This window comes from Lentzea sp. NPDC054927, assembly GCF_053610285.1.
In genome coordinates this window covers 1-21170 of the sequence record NZ_JBSGXZ010000037.1, presented here as the reverse complement: position 1 = coordinate 21170, position 21170 = coordinate 1, and the positions used below count along the sequence as shown (strand labels likewise).

General features: G+C 67.0%; 24 protein-coding genes. 10 read left to right on the top strand and 14 right to left on the bottom strand.

From position 1 onward, the window contains the following. Positions 1-130: 130 nt before the first annotated feature. The gene (locus ACWGE0_RS34675) at positions 131-910 is read right to left on the bottom strand and encodes a LamB/YcsF family protein (protein WP_452265111.1); all 780 of its coding nucleotides are present in this window, start codon (positions 908-910) and stop codon (positions 131-133) included. A gap of 96 nt (positions 911-1006) precedes the next feature. Between ACWGE0_RS34675 and ACWGE0_RS34670 the strand changes: the two genes are divergently transcribed. From ACWGE0_RS34670 to ACWGE0_RS34650, 5 genes are all read left to right on the top strand, one after another. Further along, entirely contained in the window at positions 1007-1693 is a 687-nt protein-coding gene (locus tag ACWGE0_RS34670) for a GntR family transcriptional regulator (protein ID WP_452265110.1), read from the top strand. Positions 1694-1798: 105 nt separating this feature from the next. Further along, positions 1799-2065, top strand: a complete 267-nt coding sequence (locus tag ACWGE0_RS34665; protein WP_452265109.1) for a DUF3311 domain-containing protein — start codon at positions 1799-1801, stop codon at positions 2063-2065. Then, a complete protein-coding gene (gene mctP / locus ACWGE0_RS34660) occupies positions 2065-3699 on the top strand; it encodes a monocarboxylate uptake permease MctP (protein WP_452265108.1) in 1635 nt (544 codons plus the stop codon). Before ACWGE0_RS34665 ends, mctP begins: the two co-directional genes overlap by 1 nt. A gap of 70 nt (positions 3700-3769) precedes the next feature. After that, positions 3770-5017, top strand: coding sequence for a hypothetical protein (locus tag ACWGE0_RS34655; protein ID WP_452265107.1), 1248 nt, complete (start codon positions 3770-3772; stop codon positions 5015-5017). Then, positions 5014-5859 carry a septum formation family protein gene (locus tag ACWGE0_RS34650; protein ID WP_452265106.1) on the top strand — a complete coding sequence of 282 codons (846 nt, stop codon included), beginning with the start codon at positions 5014-5016 and terminating at the stop codon, positions 5857-5859. The genes ACWGE0_RS34655 and ACWGE0_RS34650 overlap by 4 nt, the downstream gene beginning before the upstream one ends. 293 nt (positions 5860-6152) lie before the next feature. Here ACWGE0_RS34650 and ACWGE0_RS34645 read toward each other — a convergent pair whose 3' ends face one another. The 4 genes from ACWGE0_RS34645 to ACWGE0_RS34630 form a co-directional block, all read right to left on the bottom strand. Continuing rightward, positions 6153-6362: a hypothetical protein gene (locus ACWGE0_RS34645; RefSeq protein WP_452265105.1), complete on the bottom strand. Its 210-nt coding sequence runs from the start codon at positions 6360-6362 to the stop codon at positions 6153-6155. A 74-nt stretch (positions 6363-6436) separates the two neighbouring features. Further along, entirely contained in the window at positions 6437-8248 is a 1812-nt protein-coding gene (locus tag ACWGE0_RS34640; RefSeq protein ID WP_452265104.1) for a phosphoenolpyruvate carboxykinase (GTP), read from the bottom strand. Between the two features lie 314 nt (positions 8249-8562). Beyond that, positions 8563-9249, bottom strand: a complete 687-nt coding sequence (locus ACWGE0_RS34635; protein ID WP_452265103.1) for a DUF6802 family protein — start codon at positions 9247-9249, stop codon at positions 8563-8565. Between the two features lie 41 nt (positions 9250-9290). Continuing rightward, entirely contained in the window at positions 9291-9527 is a 237-nt protein-coding gene (locus tag ACWGE0_RS34630) for a hypothetical protein (RefSeq protein ID WP_452265102.1), read from the bottom strand. A 101-nt stretch (positions 9528-9628) separates the two neighbouring features. Between ACWGE0_RS34630 and ACWGE0_RS34625 the strand changes: the two genes are divergently transcribed. Further along, positions 9629-10489, top strand: a complete 861-nt coding sequence (locus tag ACWGE0_RS34625; protein ID WP_452265101.1) for a helix-turn-helix domain-containing protein — start codon at positions 9629-9631, stop codon at positions 10487-10489. Next, the gene (locus ACWGE0_RS34620; protein ID WP_452265100.1) at positions 10486-10671 is read left to right on the top strand and encodes a DUF397 domain-containing protein; all 186 of its coding nucleotides are present in this window, start codon (positions 10486-10488) and stop codon (positions 10669-10671) included. The genes ACWGE0_RS34625 and ACWGE0_RS34620 overlap by 4 nt, the downstream gene beginning before the upstream one ends. Here ACWGE0_RS34620 and ACWGE0_RS34615 read toward each other — a convergent pair. The 7 genes from ACWGE0_RS34615 to ACWGE0_RS34585 all read right to left on the bottom strand — a co-directional run bounded on the left by ACWGE0_RS34615 (position 10636) and on the right by ACWGE0_RS34585 (position 17505). Continuing rightward, complete coding sequence (locus tag ACWGE0_RS34615; RefSeq protein ID WP_452265099.1) at positions 10636-11208, bottom strand: cupredoxin domain-containing protein; 573 nt, start codon at positions 11206-11208, stop codon at positions 10636-10638. The genes ACWGE0_RS34620 and ACWGE0_RS34615 overlap by 36 nt on opposite strands. After that, positions 11208-12077: a cupredoxin domain-containing protein gene (locus tag ACWGE0_RS34610; protein ID WP_452265098.1), complete on the bottom strand. Its 870-nt coding sequence runs from the start codon at positions 12075-12077 to the stop codon at positions 11208-11210. The genes ACWGE0_RS34615 and ACWGE0_RS34610 overlap by 1 nt, the downstream gene beginning before the upstream one ends. Positions 12078-12100: 23 nt before the next feature. Next, complete coding sequence (locus ACWGE0_RS34605) at positions 12101-12985, bottom strand: copper resistance D family protein (protein WP_452265097.1); 885 nt, start codon at positions 12983-12985, stop codon at positions 12101-12103. Then, positions 12982-13569: a hypothetical protein gene (locus ACWGE0_RS34600; RefSeq protein ID WP_452265096.1), complete on the bottom strand. Its 588-nt coding sequence runs from the start codon at positions 13567-13569 to the stop codon at positions 12982-12984. The genes ACWGE0_RS34605 and ACWGE0_RS34600 overlap by 4 nt, the downstream gene beginning before the upstream one ends. A gap of 245 nt (positions 13570-13814) precedes the next feature. Next, the gene (locus ACWGE0_RS34595) at positions 13815-15635 is read right to left on the bottom strand and encodes a dynamin family protein (RefSeq protein WP_452265095.1); all 1821 of its coding nucleotides are present in this window, start codon (positions 15633-15635) and stop codon (positions 13815-13817) included. Further along, complete coding sequence (gene grpE, locus ACWGE0_RS34590) at positions 15632-15997, bottom strand: nucleotide exchange factor GrpE (protein ID WP_452265094.1); 366 nt, start codon at positions 15995-15997, stop codon at positions 15632-15634. The genes ACWGE0_RS34595 and grpE overlap by 4 nt, the downstream gene beginning before the upstream one ends. After that, positions 15994-17505 (bottom strand): dynamin family protein, encoded by a 1512-nt coding sequence (locus ACWGE0_RS34585; RefSeq protein ID WP_452265178.1) that lies wholly within the window; start codon positions 17503-17505, stop codon positions 15994-15996. Before ACWGE0_RS34585 ends, grpE begins: the two co-directional genes overlap by 4 nt. 48 nt (positions 17506-17553) lie before the next feature. On the opposite strand from ACWGE0_RS34585, the gene ACWGE0_RS34580 reads away from it, so the two are divergent. Further along, positions 17554-18003, top strand: coding sequence for a hypothetical protein (locus ACWGE0_RS34580; protein ID WP_452265093.1), 450 nt, complete (start codon positions 17554-17556; stop codon positions 18001-18003). Here ACWGE0_RS34580 and ACWGE0_RS34575 read toward each other — a convergent pair. Next, positions 17988-18356, bottom strand: a complete 369-nt coding sequence (locus ACWGE0_RS34575) for a GntR family transcriptional regulator (protein WP_452265092.1) — start codon at positions 18354-18356, stop codon at positions 17988-17990. The two genes, ACWGE0_RS34580 and ACWGE0_RS34575, sit on opposite strands and share 16 nt — an antisense overlap. Continuing rightward, positions 18353-19033 (bottom strand): hypothetical protein, encoded by a 681-nt coding sequence (locus ACWGE0_RS34570; RefSeq protein ID WP_452265091.1) that lies wholly within the window; start codon positions 19031-19033, stop codon positions 18353-18355. The genes ACWGE0_RS34575 and ACWGE0_RS34570 overlap by 4 nt, the downstream gene beginning before the upstream one ends. Positions 19034-19151: 118 nt before the next feature. Here ACWGE0_RS34570 and ACWGE0_RS34565 point away from each other — a divergent pair, with 118 nt between their 5' ends. Together ACWGE0_RS34565 and ACWGE0_RS34560 are read left to right on the top strand one after the other, a co-directional pair. Continuing rightward, positions 19152-20327 carry a sensor histidine kinase gene (locus ACWGE0_RS34565; protein ID WP_452265090.1) on the top strand — a complete coding sequence of 392 codons (1176 nt, stop codon included), beginning with the start codon at positions 19152-19154 and terminating at the stop codon, positions 20325-20327. A gap of 9 nt (positions 20328-20336) precedes the next feature. Next, entirely contained in the window at positions 20337-20993 is a 657-nt protein-coding gene (locus ACWGE0_RS34560; protein ID WP_452265089.1) for a response regulator, read from the top strand. The last annotated feature ends 177 nt before the right edge of the window (positions 20994-21170 follow it).

Here is a 21170-nt window from a genome sequence, read left to right as displayed (position 1 = left end):
GGCGTCCTAACGCTTGAAACGGGAGGTTCCGGTGGGTGGTCCCGTCACGAGTCGTGCCATCAACCCGCGTGTGGCGTGGGCAGGTCTTTGATCAGATTGGCGGGGTCCGGGGCGGAGCCCCGAACAGCCCTCACCCAGCCTGCCGAGCATGCCGAAGCGGCGATTCCACCCGCCCCACCACCACCCCAGCCCCTTCCAACGCCGCCCGAACCGCCCGAGCAATCCCCACCGCCCCAGCCGTATCCCCATGCAAACAAATCGAATCAGCCACCACCCGAACCGGCCGCCCGGAAACACTCCGAACCCACCCCTCGGTCGCCATCTGCACGCACCGAGCCGCAATCTCCGCCGGATCCCGCAACACAGCCCCTGGCTCCCCCCGAGGCACCAACGTCCCAGCCGACGTATAAGCCCGATCAGCAAACGCCTCATGCCAAACCCGCAACCCAGCCACCGAGGCCCGCTTCAACCACACGGCCCCCGGCGGCCCCAACACAGCCAACGTCGGGTCGAACATCCGAACCGCGTCCACCACGGCGTCAGCCTGGGCCTCATGCCGGACCAACGCGTTGTACAACGCCCCATGAGGCTTCACATACGACACCCGAGTCCCAGCCACCCGAGCAAACCCGGCCAACACCGCGAGCTGGGCCAGCACTTCGTTGGTCAACGTATCGGGAGCGACATCGATGAACCGCCGCCCGAACCCGGCCAGGTCCCGATAGCCGACGTGCGCCCCCACCGCCACCCCGGCCTCCGCGGCAAGAGCACACACCGAGCGCATCGTGTCGGCGTCCCCGGCGTGATACCCGCAGGCGACGTTAGCGCTGGTCACAACCTCCAGAAGCGCACGATCGTCCCCCAGAGCCCAGTGGCCGAAGCCCTCGCCGAGATCCGCGTTCAGGTCCATGGCCGCCCTCCAACTCACGCCGGTTTTGTTGGATCGTGGGATTGTTGAACGATTCTACGATACTGCAATAGAACGATCCTGCAATAGGCTTACGAGGTGACCGAGACGTGGGTGTCGACGCTGGCGCAGGGCAAGGCCGACCTGGAGCGCGCGAGCACCGCGCAGAAGGTCGCGGACATGCTGCGCGAGCGGGTGCTCGACGGGGAGCTGGCGCCGGGGCTGAGGCTCAGCGAAGAGGCGATCGGCGGCGCGCTCGGGGTCAGTCGCAACACGTTGCGGGAGGCGTTCCGGCTGCTGACGCGGGATCGGCTGCTGGTGCACGAGCACAGCCGCGGTGTCTTCGTCCGCAGGCCTACGGGCGAGGACGTGCGTGATCTCTACGCCGCGCGCCGGGTGATCGAGTGCGGTGCGCTCCGCCGGTGGAACGACGTCAGCGAGGCGCTGCGGGAGGCCGCGCGGGCGCCGGTTCGGCAGGCCGTCGCCAGGGCCGAGAAGAACGACTGGACCAGGGCGGGCCAGGCGAACATCCAGTTCCACCGCGCCATCGTGCGGCTCGCGGGCAGCGAACGGCTGAACGAGGAGTCCGACCGGCTCTTCGCCGAGCTCATGCTCGCGTTCAACGTGGCGCAGGAGATCAACGACTTCTACCAGGCGTACGTGCCGTGGAACCTCAGGATTGTTGAACTGTTGAACAACGGGAGTGTCGACCAGGCGGTCGAGCAGCTCACGGAGTACCTCGATGCGGCTGAACAGGACCTTGTCGCCCGCCTAGAGGCCTATTAGTCCAAAGAGAACGTTAAGCCGAGTGCAACGATTGCGATCACGAGGCTGACGGCACGTGTGATCAGGCCTAACATCCGCGCAACACCGCGTACACGGAGGCCCACCATGCCGTCGGATCACAAGACCGGCTTGCGCTGGAGCAACTGGAACCTGCTGCTCATACTTCCGCTGCTCATGCTCATCACGCCGTGGTTCAACATTGACGAGCCCCGACTCTTCGGGCTGCCGTTCTTCTACTGGTACCAGTTCGTCTTCGTGCCGGTCGGCGTCCTGTGCGTCGGCCTGGTCTACGTGAAGACCAAGGACGCACCCGCCGTCACCGGCAAGCCGGACAAGCTCGGCGTGGACGACCTGGACGAGGGAGCGAACTGATGCAGTGGACCGAGCTCATTGTTTTCAGCGTTCTCTTCCTGCTGGTCACCGTCATGGGGTTCGTGGCGGCGAAGTGGCAGAAGGGCGACACGCTCGAGCACCTCGACGAGTGGGGCCTCGGCGGCCGGAAGTTCGGCAGCTGGATCACGTGGTTCCTGGTCGGTGGCGACCTCTACACCGCGTACACCTTCGTGGCGGTGCCGGCGCTGATGTTCGGCGCTGGCGCGACCGGGTTCTTCGCGCTGCCGTACACGGTGATCCTCTACCCGATCGTCTTCCTGCCGCTGGTACGGATGTGGTCGGTCAGCCGCGTGCACGGCTACGTCACGCCCGCCGACTTCGTGAAGGGCCGCTACGGCTCGCACTGGCTGGCGCTGATCATCGCCATCACCGGCATCGTCGCGACCATGCCGTACATCGCGCTGCAGCTCGTCGGCCTTGAAGCCGTGCTGCGGAGCATGGGCCTCAACGGCAGCGGCATCCTCGGCCACCTGCCGCTGTTCATCGCGTTCGTGATCCTCGCGCTCTACACCTACCAGTCGGGTCTGCGGGCGCCGGCGCTGATCGCGTTCGTCAAGGACATCCTGATCTACATCGTCATCCTGGTGGCGATCGTCTACCTGCCGTCGAAGTTCGGCGGCTGGGGCGAGATCTTCAACGACGCGCAGGCGAAGTTCGACGCCACGCCGGCCAAGACCGACGGCATCCTGCTCAACAGCAACAACCAGCTGCAGTACGCGACGCTGGCACTGGGCAGCGCGCTCGCGCTGTTCATCTACCCGCACTCGCTGACCGGCATCCTGGCCAGCCGCGGCCGCAACGTCATCAAGCGCAACATGGTGGCGCTGCCGGCATACTCGCTGGTGCTGGGCCTGCTGGCGCTGCTCGGCTACGTCGCGATCAGCGCGGGCACCAAGCCGATCGTCAACCAGGCGACCGGCCGCCCCGACACCAACACGATCGTGCCGGAACTGTTCGGCGCGAACTTCCCGTCATGGTTCGCGGGCATCGCGTTCGCGGCCATCGGCATCGGCGCGCTGGTGCCGGCGGCGATCATGTCGATCGCGGCCGCGAACCTGTGGACGCGCAACGTCTACAAGGAGTACATCAAGAAGCACGCCACCCCGGCGGAGGAGGCCAAGCAGGCCAAGCTCGCCTCGCTGGTCGTGAAGTTCGGCGCGGTGGCGTTCATCGTGTTCGTCGACCCGCAGTTCTCCATCGACCTGCAGCTCATCGGCGGCGTGATGATCCTGCAGACGCTGCCGGCGGTCGCGATCGCGCTGTACACGCGCTGGTTCCACGTCTACGGCCTGGTCGCCGGCTGGGTCGGCGGCATGGGCTACGGCATGTGGCTGCTCTACAACATCGGCAACCCGGCCATCGGCAAGGCGCACTTCGCCGGTTCGGCGCTGCCGTTGGGCAAGCTGTCGATCTTCGGCTGGCACCCGTTCGGCGCGTCGACCATGACGATCTACGTCGGCATCATCGCGCTGGCGGTGAACCTGGTCGTCGCGGTGATCGTCACGCTGATCGCCAGGCAGGCCAAGGTCTTCAACGGCACGGACCAGACCGATCCGTCGGACTACCACGTCGACGAGGACAGCCCGCGGGTCAAGCCGGTGGCGACCCACTGAGACGGAGGAGTTAACGGTAGGGGCCACCCGTCGGTTTCGGCGGGTGGCCCCATCCGTTAGAGATCAGTGCGTGAAAACCATCGCCGGACTGGTCGGACTGACCGCGCTCGCCCTAGTCGTCGCGCCTGGAGCCGCTCAGGCGCAGGACGCGAACTGCTACGACACCACCGCCCCGCTGACCGTCGAGGAACAGCGGCTCGACGACACGCTCGTGACGGGCGGTCCCGCCGTCGGTCCCGCGCTCGTGAAGCTCGCCGGGTTCGACGGCCGCGTCACCGAGTTCACCGCCAAGCTCTGCCGCCAGGCCGCGTCCAAGCAGGCGCAGCAGTTCGTGGAACGTGAGGGCACCGCGCTGTGGAAGGCCGCCGTCGCCCGCGCGCAAAGCACACAGCCTTTGACACACGACGCTTATGACGACAGGCCGCTGTACTGGGCACGTCTGCAGCTCTCAAGTGCGCTGCGCCAGTGGAAGCCGCGTTTCTCCCTGCCCGTCGACGAACGCGCGAAGCTGATCCAGAAGTTCGACTGGGCCTCGCGGGGACTGAGCGACTCGGCGTTCCCCAGCAAGCCGGGCGTGCGCAGAGTCGCCGTGACGGGCTTCGACCCGTTCCAGCTCACCGGCGTGAACGTGCGGCGCGCGAACCCCGCCGGTGCGGCGGCGTTGCAGCTCGACGGCAGGGAGATCTCCACGCCGAACGGCAAGGTCGTGCTGCAGGCCGCGGTGCTGCCGGTGCTGTGGGGCGGGTTCGACGAGGGGGTCGTCGAGCAGTTCTACGGCAGCGCGCTCGCGCAGAAGCCCGACGCGTTCGTGACGATCAGCCAGGGCCGGCCGGGCCGCTTCGACGTCGAGCGGTGGGCGGCGCGCTGGCGTGGCGGCTTCGCGGACAACAACAACGTCAACTCCTACGGCAGCGTCCCGAACGCCGCAGGTTGGCCGCAGCCTGCCAACGAGTTCATCGAGACCTCGTTGCCGTTCCAGAAGATGATCGACGCGGGCACCGGTCCGTTCACCGTGAACTACAACCGGGCCTTCTGCGAGTGGGTCGTCGTCGGCTCCCAGCAGTCGTGCCGCACGGACGAGCCGACTCCCGGCAGGGTCGCGGCCAGCGGTGGCGGCGGTGACTACCTCTCCAACGAGAGCATGTACCGGGCCAACCGCCTGCGAATCGGTTACGGCGCAACGAATGTGCTCGGTGGACACTTGCACACGCCGGTGCTCGGCCAGCCCGTCGACCCGGCCGCGCTGACCGATGCGGCGTTCGAAAAGCAGCGTCGGGACATCGCCGATCAGGTGAAGGCCCTAGTCTCTGTGGTGTGACTCGTGTGCGGCTGGCGGTGGCGATCGTCCTGAGCTCGTGGGCGTTGTCCGCGTGCGCGATCCAGGTGGGAGGGCAGGCGGTCCCCGGACCTCTGCCGTCCACTGCCTCCGCCTCCGCACCCTCACTGCCCAAAGTCGGCCAGTGCATGAACCTGTCCGACCTGAAGGCGTTGCAGTGCACCGACTCGCACGAAGCCGAAGTGATGGGCGTGGGTGAGCTCACCGGCCTGCCGACCGTTTACCCCGATCAGCAGGCGCTGCGCAAAGCCGCGCTGCCGCCGTGCCGTCAGATGCTCACCGAGTACCTGGGCAGCCCTGACGCGGACGCGACGCGCCTGCGGATCATGGCGTTCTGGCCCAACGAGCAGGGCTGGAAGGACGGTCAGCGCTGGCGGCTGTGCACCGTCGTGGAGATCAGTCCCGACGAGAAGCCGCTGGCGCGCAAGGGTCCTGTCAAGGGACTCCTCGGCGGCAACGGCTTCACGACGTTCCAGAACTGCACTCAGGGCTCGCCGTCGAAGGACCAGGAGATCAAGGTCATCCCGTGCAACACCGGTGCGCACCTGGCCGAGGCCGTGCCCGCCGGTGTCGTGTCGCTCGGCAAGTCGACCGACCCCGCTCCGTCCAAGGAGCAGATGAACTCCATCGCGGACGCCAAGTGCACCAAGGCCGTCCACGACTACCTGGGTTCGTCCAAGCGCACCGACGTGTTCCCCGCGTGGCGAAACCCCGGTTCCCAGGGCTGGTCAGAGGGTTGGACGAACGCCGTCTGCTACGCCGAGGCCAACAAGGCCTTCAACGGCACTCTCTTCGGCATCCGAGACAACCCGCTCCCGAACTGACCCGGCGACCACGACCATCAGCACGGCGGCCAGGGACAGCACCAGCATCGCGATTCCTGCGATCCCCACGGCACACCTCCCTACCGTCCGGTGACGATCTTCGTGATCGCCATCACATACCTAAGACGTTCCCGGAAGGGGCCAGGTTCATTCCTGGAGCAAGACCTTTTTGCGAGTTGCAGAGAAGTGCCCGGAGTACCCACAGGGCTGTCCACAGCTATCCACAACATGTGCACAAGCTCGTCCACACCTGTGGACAACTTCGTCTCAAGTGGACGATGAGCTGCACTGATTCAGAGAAAATTGCTGCACAGGACCACACCCGCAGCGGTACCGACGGCTAAACCGAGGACGAACACGAGCGTGTAGCGCCACCACGGCGTGCGGGCCGGCGGGGCGGGCGGCACCGGGTAGTAGCGCACGATGCCGGTCGTCGGGCCGACCTCCACATCCCGCTTCGAACCGTCGAAGTTCAGTCCGCCGAGGAAGTCGTCCTGCGTCACACCACTAGTAGTACCCCAAAAAGATGACCCAGCGGTCGCCGTTGACCGCTGGGTCACCAAACACCTGAGAAGGATCAGCCCAGGCGCTGCTTCAGGGCCGCCAGCTCGTCGCGGAGCGTGGTCGGGACCTTCTCACCGATCTTCGCGAACCACTCCTCGACCAGCGGGATCTCGGCGCGCCACTCGTCAGCGTTGAACTCGAGCGAGGCCTCGATGTCCTCACGCGGCGCGTCCAGGCCCTCGAGGTCCAGGTCGTCCGCGGTCGGCACGTACCCGATCGGGGTCTCCTGCGCGGCGGCCTTGCCCTCGATGCGCTCGATGGCCCACTTCAGCACGCGCGAGTTCTCGCCGAATCCGGGCCACAGGAAGCGCTTGTCGTCGCCCCGGCGGAACCAGTTGACGTAGAAGATCTTCGGCAGCTTGTCGGCGTCGGCGCGCTTGCCGAGGTCGACCCAGTGCTGGAAGTAGTCACCGGCGTTGTAGCCGATGAACGGCAGCATCGCCATCGGGTCGCGGCGCACGACGCCGGTCTTGCCGACCGCGGCGGCCGTGGTCTCCGACGAGAGCGTGGCGCCCATGTAGGTGCCGTGCTGCCAGTCGCGCGACTCCGTCACCAGCGGGATCGTCGTGGCGCGGCGGCCACCGAAGAAGATCGCCGAGATCGGCACGCCCTTCGGGTCGTCCCACTCCGGCGCCTTGATGTCGCACTGCTCGATCGGCGTGCAGTAGCGCGAGTTCGGGTGCGCCGCCAGTTCGTCGCCGTCCGGCGTCCAGTCCTGGTGCTTCCACGAGGTCAGGTGAGCAGGGGCCTCGCCGATGCCCTCCCACCAGATGTCGCCGTCGTCGGTCAGCGCGACGTTCGTGAACAGCGAGTTGCCCTTGGCGATGGTGCGCATCGCGTTCGGGTTGGTGTGGTAGTCCGTGCCGGGCGCGACGCCGAAGAAGCCGTTCTCCGGGTTCACCGCGTAAAGGCGGCCGTCCTCACCGAAACGCATCCAGGCGATGTCGTCGCCGAGCGTCTCGACCTTCCAGCCGGGGATGGTCGGCTCGAGCATCGCGAGGTTCGTCTTGCCGCAGGCCGACGGGAACGCGGCGGCGATGTAGTACGCCTTGTTCTCCGGCGAGGTCAGCTTGAGGATCAGCATGTGCTCGGCCAGCCAGCCCTCGTCGCGCGCCATGACGCTCGCGATGCGCAGGGAGTAGCACTTCTTGCCGAGCAGGGCGTTGCCGCCGTAGCCGGAGCCGTAGCTCCAGATCTCGCGGGTCTCCGGGAAGTGCGAGATGTACTTGGTGTCGTTGCACGGCCACTGCACGTCCTGCTGGCCGGCCTCGAGGGGAGCGCCGAGCGAGTGCAGCGCGGGCACGAAGTCCGCGTCGTCACCGAAGACCGCGAGGGCCTTGGTGCCCATGCGGGTCATGATGTGCATCGAGACGACCACGTACTCCGAGTCCGTGATCTCGACGCCCAGCATCGGCTTCTCCGCGTCGAGCGGGCCCATGCAGAACGGGATCACGTACATCGTGCGGCCACGCATGCAGCCCCGGTAGAGCTCGGTCATGATGGCCTTCATCTCGGAAGGGTCCATCCAGTTGTTCGTCGCGCCCGAGTCCTCCTCGCGCACCGAACAGATGTACGTGCGCTCCTCGACACGAGCGACGTCGCTGGGGTCGGAGGCGGCCCAGAAGGAGTTCTGCTTCTTCTTCAGCGGCACGAAGGTGCCGGCGTCGACGAGCTTCTGCGTGAGGCGATCCCACTCACCCTGGGACCCGTCAGCCCAAACAACCTCATCGGGGCAGGTCAGCTCTGCGACTTCCTGAACCCATGCGAGCAAGCGCGCGTGGTTGGTAGGTGCGTGTTCGAGACCGGGAATGGTCACTGCCGTCATCTCGTCTCGTCTCCTGACTGAACGCCTCGGCCGCCCGAGGACGTAGCTGGGTCCGGTGTGGGGACTTCGTCGTCCTCGGGAATAGCTCCACAACGCCCGGTGGGGCCGGGCGTGCGTGGAAGGGGATGGATCGAGGTTAGCCCGGTGAATGGCAGGTAAAGCACCCCCAGCCTGTCGCTTCCCTCACAAAACCGATTCTGTAATCGATTCAGCACTCGGACGGCGTTAAGGCGCGCTTGAGGTGGGAAAAACACAAGAGGCCCCGGTGCGGTTCTCACCACACCGGGGCCTGTGACCTGCGCTTCAGTCGGACGTCAGTTCGGGCTGATCCACTGACCGGTGGTGGAATCGATTCGGACGACACCGTCGAACCGTTCTTCCTCGAACCAGTCGTCCGAGTCGTCCAGAATGCCGCTCTTCGAGTCCGTCACGTAGCGGCCGTCGGACTCGATGTGCCCGTGCTCGACCTCGACCCAGTCGTCACCACGGTGTTCGGACATCGTGACCTCGCCCGATCGTGTGATCTCGGTCGCCACGTCGGCCCGTCCGTCGCCGTTCTTGTCGGTGAACAGCCAGGTGTCACCGTCGTCGTCGCGCACGACGGCGGTGTCGGCCTTGCCGTCGCCGTCGGTGTCCTCGGTCGCCTTGCCGACGTTTCGATCGCCTTCGTCGGTGTCCACGACAATCGTCTCGGAGGGCGACGAATTCGTCTTTTGTTCGTGCGAGTCGTTCGGATCGACCGCAACCCACTCGCCGGAATTCTCCTCGAACCGAGCCTGGCTCAGGAGATTGCCGTCCTTGTCGAACGTGGTCATCAGATCGGCATCACCGTCACCGTTGCTGTCGGTGAACGCCAGATGACCACCGTCGTCCGTCTCGACCACCGCGGAGTCGTTCACGCCGTCGTGGTCGAGATCGAAGGTGACGTCGGCGGTGTACTCCTCATCCTCGACGGTGACCTTCAGCTCGGCGTCGGCCGCACCGTTCTCGTCGATGTACACCGGGACACCTCCTGGGCTCTTGCGTACCGGTATGACCCACGTTATGCCGGTTCGGTTCCCTCGCCAACCTCGCGACGCGAGCCCAGGTCGATCTCGCTCTGATCGATGGCGGCGTCGAGGGCCGCGCGGAACCTGGCGATCTCGCTGCCTTCGAGGGTGAACGCCGGTCCGTCGGGGCCGGCTATCTCCACGGCCCCCGCGCTCACGCTGACCTCGCAGACCGCCCGGTCCGCGTAACTGTCGCTGCAGTGAAGGAGCCACTCGCGCTGAACGCCCATGGTCAACCTCATCTTCACCCCAGGCCGCTCTTGTTGGACTTAACTTTAGTCCTACTTGAGACTAAAGTCGCTCGCCTAAGCGAATGAGAGGAGGCAACCAAGTGGGCCAAGCACGGCAAACTGTGGAACGCCTCCAGCTCGGACTGACGCTCCAGCGCCTGCGCAACGAGGCGGGCAAGTCGCAGCAGGAGGCGGCTGACGAGATCGGCCGGAGCGCGGGTCGGCTGAGTCAGGTCGAGAACGGCAAGGGCGCGCTCGGCACCACTGAGCTCGTCCGATTGCTCGACTTCTACGGGGTGAAGCCCGACGAACGTGCCACCGTGCTCGCGCTGGGCAAGGCGAGCAGGCGCAGGCAGCCCCGCCTCGGGTACGTGGACGCGTTGCCCGACGCGTTCCTCCGGTACATGGACCTCCTGTCGGCCGCGAAACGGATCAGCTGGTACGAGTGCGGCGTCATCCCTGGGCTCGTGCAATCGCAGAGTTACGTCAAGGCGATCGTCGACGCCGGCGGTTCCTTCGGCACGGAGGAGGAGACGGCCGAACGCATCGCCTTCCGCCTCGCGCTGCAGCAGAAGGTGCTCACTTCGAGCAACGTCGAGCGCATCGACATCGTCTTCACCGAGGACTCGCTGTTGCACGTCGTGGGTGATCACTCCGTGATGCGCGAAGAGGTTCTTCACATGTTGCAGTTGCTCGAGCAGCACAGCGCCCTGAGTATCCGGATCGTGCCGCTCGACGCCGTCAACAACCCAGGCCTCGGTGGTGGCCTGGTCGCCCTCGAGTTCGACACGGCCAAACCGATCACGTTCGCCACCGTGCTTTATGGACCGTCCACCTACTACGATGAGCCGTCCTACACGGATCCCATGATGCAGCTCTTTGAGCAAATCCAAGACTTTGCTTGGAGCGCCAGGGACACCCGTGCCGCGCTCATCGACTTCCTGCAAGGGGCCCCTGATTGACCGCGTGGTGCAAGAGCAGCCACAGCGCTGGTGGAAGTGATGCTTGCGTTGAGGTTCGGTTCAGCGACGTCACCGTCGGGGTTCGCGACTCCAAGAACCCTGATGGGCCGCGGTTCGGGATCTCGCCTGCCGCGTGGAGGGCGTTCCTAGGAGCGGTCCGGGCGCGAGCCGATCATCAGTAGGCACAGCGTGGTGACCGCCGCGACGAGTCCTGCGAGCAGCAGCATCGGCGGCAGTGCCGGTGATGACGGTGATGACGGCGCCGGCACCGCGGCGACCGCGACGGCACTGGTCGTCGGCACCTCCACGGGTGCGGACGTGGTCGTTGTCGTCGGTGCGGGTGCCTGAGCGACCGGCTGTGCGGGCGGTGGTGCCACCGTCTGCTCGTGCGTCTCCTCGGCGAGCACGATGATCTGTGCCCGCATGTCCGGGTGCACGGAGCAGATGTAGTCGAACGTGCCCGGTTGGGTGAACGTGAAGCTCCACGACTGGCCCTGCGCGAGCATCGGCGAACGGAACGTGCCACCCGCGACGTCGTGGGCCGCCTGGTCCTGGTTCGTCCACGTGACGACATCGCCGACGTGCACGGTCATCGTGGCGGGCACGTACGCGTACTGCGCGATCGGAATGCGGTGCGTTTCGGCGGCGGCTGCCGTGCTGACGGCGAAGGTCAGCACGGCGAGCGCGGCCAGGACAACGCCGGCCAGGCCGCGCATCATCAGCAGACCGCCTGGTTGAACGCCGGGTCGAGCATCTGCTCCAGCAGCACGGTGTGTGCCTTGATGTAGTTGTCGAACGCCAGCGCGTCCTGCACCTGTTGCAACGGCGACGTTTCCAGGTGCGCCGACTTCACGTGCGCGATGAACGGCGCCAACACGTCACGATCGAGCGACGAGTTGAGGGCCGGGTCGAGCATCTGCTCCAGGAGCACCGTGTGTGCCTTGATGTAGTTGTCGAACGCCAACGCGTCCTGCACCTGCTGCAACGGCGACGTTTCCAAGTGCGCCGACTTCACGTGCGCGATGAACGGCGCCAGCGCCTCCTTCTTGATGCAGTCCGGCGTTCCCGTAGGCGGCGTGGTCGTCGTGGGAGTCGGATGCGTCGTCGGGTGGCCGGTCGGCGGTGTCGTGGTGGTGGGTTGGGTGGTCGATGGCGGCGTCGTGGTGGTGGGCGGCGTCGTGGTGCCGGTGACCGTGACAGATGCCTTCATGTCCGGGTGGATCGAGCAGTAGTACGAGTACGTGCCCGACTTGGAGAACGTGTAGCTGTAGGTCTGTCCCTGCTGCAGGTTCGGCGACGTGAACTTCTCCGGCCCGTCCGTCACGACCACGTTGTGGGGTGCGGTGTCGTGGTTCGTCCAGGTGACCGTGTCGCCGGCGGCGATCGTCAAGGTGGCCGGCTGGTAGGCGTAGCCCATGATCTCGACGTTGGTCGCCTGCTGTGCCGCCGGCGCGGCCTCGCCCTGTTGCGCGGCGAGATCGACGCCGGCCGGAGTTGCCTGTCCCGCGCCCACCAGATTCAGGCACAGTGCTGTCCCTGCTATGCCCAGTGCCGCCACCAGCACGGCGAACCGGTTACCTTTGTCCACAGTGGACTCCTTCTTCCAACGGGTCAGCGACCTGGACTGGTCGTGACGAGAAAGGCGGCCACGCCCAGCACGACGACGGCGAGCACCGTCTCGGCGGTGACCGAGAGTGCGAGCACGCGGGTGGTCGCGGCGACGCGCAGCCGCCGGTCCACCCAGGTCTTGCTCGCGAATCCGATGAGCAGCAGTGCGGCGAAGAGAGCGAGCTTGAGCAACAGGAGCCGGCCGTAGCCGGTGTGCAGCAACCCGTTCATCGAGCCGACGAGCCGCCACGCCAGCAGCGCCCCCATCACCGTGAGCACCGCGACGGAGACCATGGCGAGCCGCGAGTAGCGCGGCAGCACCTCCGCGAGCACGTCGCGGTCGCGGGCCGGCAGGACTGCCAGCAGCAGCACGATCAGCCCACCGACCCAGAGGCAGACCACCAGCAGGTGCGCGAACACGACCGCCTGGCTCCACCCCGGCAGGTCGAGGACGTGACCCGTCATCCCGTTGGTGCGCACGACTCCGAGCGCGACCGCACCCGCACCGACGCGCCACGACAACGACCTGGCAGCTCTCGCTCCGCGCCTGGTCAGGTCGGCGAGCACGACCAGGGCGAGCAACCACAGCAGGGCGCGGGCGAACCACACCCGGCCGAACGGTGCGTCGAACAGCGGCACCAGCACCGACCAGTCGAGCGCGGCGGACGGTGGCCGTCCGGCGACCCAGGCGGCGTTGAGACAGAGGCCGGCGACCGTGCCCGCGAACCCGCACACCCAGCCGAACGCGATCAACCGCCTGCTGCGGGCGGAATCCGCACCGTCCGGCCACAGCCATGCGATGAAAGCCGTGCCACCGATGAAGAGCACCGTGCCGAGGTAGTCGAACGACCTGGCGAACAGGAACCACGACCTCGCCGCCTCGGTCATGGCGTGTCCAGCAGTGCCGTCACCTTGTCGGTCTTCTCGTCCACGACGAGGGCGCACGTCGAGCCGAGCAGACCGTCGAGCAACTTGCCCACATCACCGAGGCCGCCGAGCAGCGGAAGGTCCACAACTGGCAGTTCCTCCGCCTTCTTCGTCCCCTCCGGCAGCTCGGGCACGACCGGCAGCTCGTCGAGAAGTGAAAGCAAACCCAGCTGCCGCAACAGCTTCGTGATCGCACCGGCATCACAGGGCTCGTTCGGCGTGGTTGTCGGAGGCCGGGTCGTCGGAGGCGGCGTCGTACCCGGTGGCGTGCTCGGGTGCGGATGCTCAGGTGCCGGAACGTATGGACCCGCGGGAAGGTGCGGCGCCGGAACCGGGTTGTGCGCGACGGGCTGTGGCACGTTGTTCGCCGGCGGACGCGGCTGTTCTGGCCGCGTCGTGGTCGCCGTCGAGGGCACGTGCGTGTTCGGCTGACTCACGGTGTTCTGCGCCTGCGGGACACGACCGATGCCCGACGCGAACCCGAGCAGGACGACCACGGTGCCCACCAGGGTCGCCGCCACCACCTGGTCTCGCTGCAACTTCATGATTCAGCAGCGAAGCAGTGGCGAATTACCGGGAACACCCATTCGATGACGCATTCGTGAACTAGATCCTCACCAAATGCATCGACACCGGTGCGTGCCATGAAATACCGAATTAAGTTGCCCCGGCAAGAAGGCTCTGACCTGGGTAAATGAGCATTGCTCGATTAACTTCAATCGATGGTACAAATGAACTCGTCAGAGGTCCGTACCTACGTGCCGGTACGTTCGTTGAGTCTTTTTCGGCTCTACGCGCGGTCACGCACCGAGCGGATCCGGCCCAGTAGCTCCTCGGCCTTCGCCCGCCCCGACTCCACCTCGGCCAGCTGCCGGGTCGCGGACTGCAGTTCGCGGCCCCGTTCGCCCGCCTCCATGCGCAGCGCGCGGTCGACCTCGCGCAGTTCGGCCTCGATGGCCTCGATGCGCTTGGCCAGGGCCTCGTCCAGGGCGAGGGACAGGGCCTGCTCGGCTTCGATGAGTTGCTCGGCGGCCAGTTGGTCCACTGTGGAGCGGGCGTCGGCGATGGCGTCGGAGAGCCATTGCTTGACGTGCTGCTTCTCGGCGGTGTGGGTGCGGGTGCGGGCCATCCACCAGCCAGCGCCCAGGCCCAGGGCGATGGTGACCGGCAGGACGATCGGGTTCAGCACGGCGATGCCGAGGCCGGCCAGCGGCATGACGGCCAGTTTGCCTGCGCCCAGGCCGCCGGAGACGCCCATGAAGACCAGGAGCTTGTCTTCGGCTGTCGGTGGGCGCTTTTCCTTGGGGCGCAACACGACCGGGGGTTGTTCGCCGCGTGCGAACTGGCCGCGGATCAGGGTGAGTTCCTCTGCCGAGAACATCGTGGCCAGCACGGCGTCGGTTACTTGGGCCAGGCGCACGGACAGTGCGGTGGAGATGCGGCCGGACACGACCTGCAGCGCCGTGTCGACCTGTTGCGGCAGCTGGGCGAGGCCGGTGCGGTCGGCGGTGTCGATGGCCTGGCGGTACCAGGTCTGGAGGTCGCGCATCTGGCGGGAGATCTCGTGGGAGTTCTCGACGCGGGCGCGTTGGACCTCGCCGCGCAGGCGGACCTGCCAGCCTCGGGTGGACGAGCGGCGTTCGGTTTGCAGCTCTTCGCGGCGAGCCCTCAACATGGCGGCTTCGTCCTCGCCCACGGACAGGGCGCGCTTTTCGTGTTCCAAGCGAATCGTGAGCTCGTCCAGCACGGTCGACAGCGCGCGCAGGGCGTTGGCCTCGGCCAGCATCCCGGCGCGGCCGGCGACCAGCTCCTGCAGGGAGGTCTGCAACAGCGCGACGCCGGAACGTTCGCGGAGCATGGCGGCGGCGTCCGGGTTCGGGGCGAGGGCTGCCATGTCGAACATGCGCGACGACACCGGGTACCAGGTGGCGTCAGCGAAGCGCGGGGCGTGCTCGGTCAGCAGGGCGCGGTCGGCGTCGAGGATCTGGCGCCAGCCGCGGTACTGGTCGGTCTTGGTCAGGACGAAGACCACGGTTTCGACGCGGTCGCCCACGCGCTTCAGGAAGTCGAGCTCGCCGCGGGTGAACGGGGACGACGCGTCGACCACGAAGACCAGGGCGGTGGCCGAGGTGACGGCTTCGAGAGCCAGTTCGCCGTGCACCGACTCGAGGCCGCCGACGCCCGGAGTGTCCACAACGGACATGCGCTCCAGCAACGGGATCGGCGCGTCCACCTCGACGTAGCGCGGCGGGAGTTCGCCCGGCGGCAGGTCGTGGGCCGCGGACACCCAGTTGATCAGTGCGGGCAGCGGGAACGACACCGGCGCGAGCAGGCCGGGATAGCAGGCGCGGGCCGCCCAGGTCGGGCCGTGCTGGAAGACCAGGTAGGTCGAGGTGGCCACGTCGGCGTCGACCGGCGACAGACCCGGAGTGGCCAGCAGTGCGTTGACCAGCGAGGACTTGCCGCGGTTCGTCTCGCCGACGATCACCACGGACGAGACCTCCGTGGCCGCGCGGCGAGTGACCCAGTCGGCCATCGACGGGTCGAGCTCACGCACGAGAGAGGTGAGGCGTTCGCGCGTCTGCCGGACCGTCTGGGAGAGGTTGCTCATCGGGCCGTGTACACGGTCACGATCGGAGCCCGCAGGAGTCGCCCGCGGTCGCAGAAGCCCGGCACCTCGGTCTCGGCGACCAGGCCCAGCAGCGCCTTGTCGTCCGTCGGCACCGTGCCGCCCGCCTCGTGCTGCGACGGGTCGAACCGCTCACCGTCAGCACGCAGGGCCACGACCCCTATGGACGACAGGCCTTCCTCGATGCGTGCGACCACGCCGGCACTGGCGCGGTCCAGCGCGTACATGCACAGCTGGACCAGCGCGCGGCGCTCGGCCAACGCCTGGTCGAGCAGCTCGTCGGCAATGGTCTCCACACCGTCATCCGACGCCACATCGGTCGGATCGGTTCCGTTCACGCTCATCGGTGCCCCCCAGCACGTAGTTGCTGCCAGATGAGGAAATACGCCCGATGGACGACATGCGCCACTCGAGCCTGCGCCGGCGTCGCGCCGAACGACGCGAACGAACGCCACCAACCGGCCCGTTCCAGCGCGTATGCGACCAGGTCAGAGCCAGGACGGCCGGCCAGTCCCAGCTGAGCGGGGACGTCCGGGGTGCTGCCGACGCGCAGCACCTCCTCCGTCAGGTCCGGGGCCAGCGTGACCGCGCCGGACGACACCAGCGTCAACGCCTCCAGCAGCCGCAGCTGGTGCGCCTCCGGCCGGGCCAGCAGGACCTCGATCGCGTCGTGCACGCGCTGCCGTTCGCCGGGATCGCCCGAGGCCAGCGAGGTGACGGACGCCAGCGCGGCCGCCGCCTTGATGCCATCGGCCCGCGCCCGGAACACCGCGTCCAGCCGGCCGCGGACAGCGGCGAACCCGGACGCGTCGAACAGCACCCGCCGCAGCGCGCCGGCCGTCAGCCCTGGTTCGGCGTCCAACGCCGCGAGAGCGCGGCCGATGCCGTAGAGGTCGAGCTTCTCCAGCAACCGCGAGCGCACGCCCGCCGCCACTTCGCAGTCCCACGACGTGAAGAGGTCGCCAGACATCAGCATCATCGTGCGGGTGTCCGCGTCCAACGCCGCGAGCTGCCGCAACGCCTCCGCGTCCGCCGACGTGAACTCCCCGGTCTCGGCCGACTCCGCCAGCAGGCTGATCACCGGCAGCACGTCCGCGACCCGCGGCTTCAGCAGCTGGGCCTGCTTCGACGCCAGGATCTCCGCGGCCCGCCAGACGTCGCCGTCCGAGCCTTCCACGGTTTCCTGCGCCACGGCGTCGACCTTGTTCAAGGCGGCGATGGCGTTGACCGGCCCTGCCTCACGTGAGGCGGTCGCGGCGGTGAACGCGGCCAACGTCGAGTGGTCGTCCGCGCGCACGCCCTGCGTCACGACGTAGAGAACGGCCTCGGCACCAGCGACAGCGTTGCGCGACACGGGATCCAGCAGTTCCTCGGTGCGCGCGACCGATGCCGCGTCCAGCGACCCGAGACCTGGTGTGTCGATGACGGTGAAGTCGCGCAGCACGGCGTTCGTCAGGTACGCCTCGATGTGGGAGATGCCTTCCACGCCAAGAGAAGCGGGAATCATGCCGTTCGCGTCGAACGGCAGCACCTGGCGTCGTCCGTCCCGAAGCACGACTTCGATGCGGTCGACCGTTCCGTACTGATAGCGCGTGACGAGCCGCGTGCACTCGCCGATGTCGGTGGGCGCGACCCGTCGTCCGATCAACGCGTTGACCAGCGTCGACTTGCCCGACTTGATCCGCCCGGCCACCGCGACCTGCAACGGCGCGTGCAGGCGGCGCAACACTTCCTGGAATCCGGCGGCGGTCTGCTGGGAGACCTGAGGTTGCAAGGCGACGCACAAGTGGGCCACCGCCGCGCACAGCGGTCCAGCCAGTTGTTGTTGTCCTTGCAACGCCGTCACGGGCACTGATCGTGCCACGGTTTGTGTACGTGCGTGCGCGGGTAGCCACACCACATGGGTGACAGCTACGTGACGTTCCTAGTGCTGGGGATCGTCCTGGTCGTGGTCGACGGCCAGCTGATCTACCACAGCGGCAAGGGATACCTGAGGCGCGCTGCGTACGACGACGAGCAGGCCAGCGGCATGATGAAGCTGACGGCCGTGCTGTTCCACCTCGTCGTGCTCGGCCTGCTGGCGATCGTGTCGATCATCGAGGTCGACACCGGCAGCGCGGTGAAGAACGTGGTCCTGAAACTGGGCGTCGTGCTGTTGCTGCTGGCAGCCGCTCACGGCGCGACGATGGCGATCCTGGCCAGGATTCGGGATCGCCAGATGCAGCAGCAACTCGCTGACCAGATGGCCGAGGAACACCGCATCTACGAAGAGCGGCAAGAGGAACGTCAAGCGCACATCGGCGAACCGCGACCCGCACCAAAGATCGAGTCGCCTTACTCACCCACGTAGTGGGCTCGCACGGCGTTCAGTGCCTCCCCCTCACTGGCGCCGAGTGACCGAGCGATGGCGACGAACTCCGCCGCAGCGGCGGAGAGCGGGTCCGGTGCATGCGAAGGCAGGGCAGCCACCACGGTGCCCTGCCTTCGTCCTGTCGTGAGCACCCCTTCGGTCTCCAGCTCCCGGTACGCCCGCGCGACGGTTCCCGCGGCGAGCCCCAGGTCGGCGGCGAGCTGCCGGATCGTCGGCAACCGCGACCCGACCGGCAGCACACCCCCGCCGATCAACCGCACCAGCTGATCGCGCACCTGACGCCAGGGCGCGACGCCGTTGTCGACGTCGACGACGATCTTGGGAGCTGTCACCTGACGATCTTGGCTGGTTGCGGCTTCGTGTTCGCCATCGAGACCCAGGCCAGCAGGCCGGCGATCCCGAACCAGGGACCGGCCAGCCCTCCCACCACGGCCACACCGAGCCCCGTCGCGACATGCACGCTGCGGGTGCGCAACGCCATGTCGACCTCCTCATCACCATCGGCAGGCCGCGCGACGGCAGCCCAGACGACCAGCCCCACCGCGAGCACCGACCCCGCCAGCCAGGCGACAGCGGTCCACCGCGGGCTGATCACGAGGTAGACCACGACAACCACCACGAACACCACGTAGGTGAGCAGGACCCATTTCGACGCGATGTCGAACAACCCCCGCGGTGCGAGCGACGCCTCACGACGAGCGCCACGGCGCGGACGCAGCGCCAGCAACTCGGCGAGCAGCGTTCCCGCGAGCACCACCACCACGAGCTGGTCGACGTCGTCGCCCCACTTCGGCACGAGCCAGAGCACCGAATAGAGCCACGGGTAGAGCAGCCGACGCCGCTTCAGGTAGCGGACGGCGTCCTCGACCTGCCCGTCGGAGGGGTCCGCCACCTGCCACTTCTTCAACAGCTTCACACCGGTCGACGTGATCGGCCACAACATCACCAGCAGAAACAGGCCTGAGATCGCGAGCGCAACGAACTGGATCCAGAAATCCCGGTCGAACATCGGCCACCCCCTTCAGCTTTGTATCAACCCCTCGACACAATAACTCACACTGAAGTAGTACGCAGCGTCAACCCGTGGCGCGACGCGCGAAGGTTCGGCCCGCACCTAACCTTGTCCAGTGCGGAGGTTCAGCCTGTGGATGAAGGCTCACCCGGCGTTCGGGGACTCCCTGATCGCCGGGCTGTTGCTGATCTTCGACCTCGGAGTAGGTGTCAGCGGGATCGACCGCGGGGTGTCGTTCTCCGCGTTCCTCGCCGTCACACTCCTGATGCTCGGCCCTCTGCCGTTCCGGCGCTACCACCCGCTCGGCACCAGCTACCTGATCCTCGCGGGCGCGTTCCTGCAACTCTTCACACACGGCGGGGAGAACGGCATCCCGGCCCGGATGTCGGACTTCGCACTCGCCATCGCCCTGTACACGCTCGTCGCGTACATCGGCCGCAAGTCAGGCCTGATCTACTCGGCCTGGCTGCTCGCGGGCACCCTGCTCTGGGCGATCTTCCAGATCGGCGAGATCCAGGGCGTCTTCCTGGTGTTCATGGTCTTCGTGATCTTCGGCTTCAGCTGGGCCATGGGCGAGTTCGTAGGCGCCCGCCGCGCCTACCAAAGCGAACTCGAACAACGCCTCGCCCTGCTGGAAACCGAACGCGACCAGCAAGCCAAGATCGCAGTAGGCGAAGAACGCTCCCGCATAGCCCGCGAACTCCACGACGTGGTCGCACACGCGGTGAGCGTGATGATCGTCCACGCCGACGGCGCCGCCTACACGATCCGCTCCCAGCCAGAAGTAGCCGAGAACGCCGTCCGCACCATCGCCGACACCGGCCGCCAGGCCCTGACCGAAATGCGCCGCCTCCTAGGCGTCCTGCGCAGCGAAGACGCCGAAACGCAGTGGGCCCCCCAACCCGACGCACGAGGCGTGGTCGAACTGGCCGAAAACACCCGCGCGGCCGGCGTACCGGTCCGCCTGGAAATCAGCGGCGACGTGGACGACCTACCAGTAGGCGTGGGCCTGAGCGTCTACCGAATCGTGCAGGAAGCACTGACGAACACCATCAAACACGCCGGATCAGGCACCACCGCCATCGTCCGCCTGACCCGCTCGCCAGAAGAACTACGCCTGGAAATCGTGGACAACGGCTTCGGCACCCCCCACGACGTCGTGAAAGTCTCCGGCGGCAACGGCCTGATCGGCATGAGAGAACGCGCCGCAGTCCTGGGCGGCGAGTTCGAAGCAGGCCCCAACCCAGGCGGAGGCTGGCGCGTCCGCGCGAGCTTCCCACTAGCCGCATAGGGTGATCGAGTGATTCGGGTGCTGCTGGTCGACGACCAAGAACTCATGCGCATGGGCTTCCGCATGGTGCTGGGCGCGCAAGAGGACATCGACGTCATCGGCGAAGCCGCCGACGGACTGGACGCCGTGCAAATGGCCGACAAACTCCGCCCCGACGTCGTACTCATGGACGTCCGCATGCCAGTGCTGGACGGCGTGGAAGCCACCAAGCGCATAACCGAGGCCGACACAGCCAAAGTGCTGGTCATGACCACCTTCGACATGGACGAATACGCCCTGTCCGCCCTCCGCAACGGCGCCAGCGGCTTCCTCCTGAAGGACACCCCACCAGCCGACCTGGTATCGGCCCTCCGCGCGGTGGCCTCCGGCGACGCCGTCGTCTCCCCTTCCGTCACCAAGCGCCTCCTGGGCCGCTTCCTAGGCGACGGTGGCGGCGAACTCCGCGACGCCGCCATGCTCGACGTCCTCACCGAACGCGAGCGCGAGGTGCTCGTGCTGATCGCAAAGGGCCTGTCGAACACCGAGATCGCACGCAAGCTCTTCCTGTCCGAGGCCACCGTGAAAACCCACGTGGGCAGGATCCTGGCAAAGCTGGAACTGCGAGACCGCGTACAAGCCGTGGTCCTGGCCTACGAAACCGGCCTAGTCCGCCCAGGCGACGCCTAAATCAAGCCGATGGCGAAGCCGAGGCGACCTGATGGCGAAGCCGAGGCGTCCTTAGCTTGTAACAGCGCTCCGGGCGGGTCCCCGTCACGAGTCGTGCCTCAGCACTTGCTGCAACCAGGCAGGGGTGGCGAAAAGACCCCCGTATGGGCGGGTAGTGACCCCAACCCGGGTGTTGGT